This is a genomic window from Streptomyces cellostaticus (assembly GCF_001513965.1).
GTDB classification, from domain to species: domain Bacteria; phylum Actinomycetota; class Actinomycetes; order Streptomycetales; family Streptomycetaceae; genus Streptomyces; species Streptomyces cellostaticus.
This window is the reverse complement of record NZ_KQ948035.1, coordinates 4,252-5,299: the sequence shown is the minus strand read 5'-3', so window position 1 is coordinate 5,299 and position 1,048 is coordinate 4,252. Positions and strand designations below refer to the sequence as shown.

1 protein-coding gene is annotated in these 1,048 nt (G+C 69.1%); it reads right to left on the bottom strand.

Going from position 1 to position 1,048, the window contains the following annotated elements; all coding sequences use genetic code 11:
* Positions 1-1,003 (bottom strand): acyltransferase domain-containing protein (locus AQI88_RS30735; RefSeq protein WP_244184399.1); only part of this gene is annotated, 1,003 nt, incomplete at its 3' end.
* Positions 1,004-1,048 lie beyond the last annotated feature (45 nt).

Below are 1,048 nucleotides of genomic sequence, written 5' to 3'. Positions count from 1 at the left end.
CGGCGGGCTGGGGGTCGAGCCAGTAGCGCTGCCTCTGGAAGGGGTAGGAGGGCAGTTCGACGGTGTTGGTGCGGTAGGGCTTGAACACCGTCGGCCAGTCGACGGTGACACCATGGGACCACGCCTCGGCGACGGACTCCACGAAACGGTCCAGGCCACCGACGTTGCGGTGCAGCGTTCCCACGACCGCACCCGTGGCACCCAACGTCTCCGAGATCGCCGAGATCAACACCGGATGCGCGCTGACTTCCACGAACACCACGTCAGGCGCCGCCAGCCCCTCCACGACTTCCGCCAGCCGCACCCGGCTACGCAAGTTCCGGAACCAGTACGACCCGCCCAACTCACAGGTGTCCAGCACACCGCCGGTCACGGTGGAGTGGAAAGCGATCCGACCCGTACGGGGATTGATGCCTTGCAGTTCGCAGGCCAGGGTGTCCCGGATCTCCTCGACGTGCGGGGAGTGGGAGGCGTAGTCCACCGGGATCCTGCGTGCCCACACACCCGATGCCTCACACCGGGCCAGCACCTCCTCCAGCGCATCCGGCTGCCCGGCCACCACGGTTGACGACGGCCCGTTCACCGCTGCGATCGAGACCCGACCCGCCCACGCGGCCAGCATCTGCTCCGCCCGCGACTCCGGCAGCCCCACCGAGGCCATCGCGCCGCCGCCCGACAGTACCCGCAGCGCCCTCGACCGCAACGCCACCACCCGGGCACCGTCCTCCAACGACAAACCACCCGCCACCACCGCAGCCGCGATCTCGCCCTGCGAGTGCCCCACGACCGCAACCGGGCTCACACCACCGGCACGCCACAGCGCTGCCAGACCGAGCATCATCGCCCAGGACACCGGCTGCACCACATCCACCCGCTCCAGACCAGGCGCACCCTCCTCACCGCGCAACACCGCCGTCAACGACCACTCCACGAACGACGACAACGCCACCTCACACTCGCCGATCACCTCACGGAACACCGGCGAGGAATCCAGCAACCCCACCGCCATCCCCACCCACTGCGACCCCTGCCCCGGAAACACGAACAC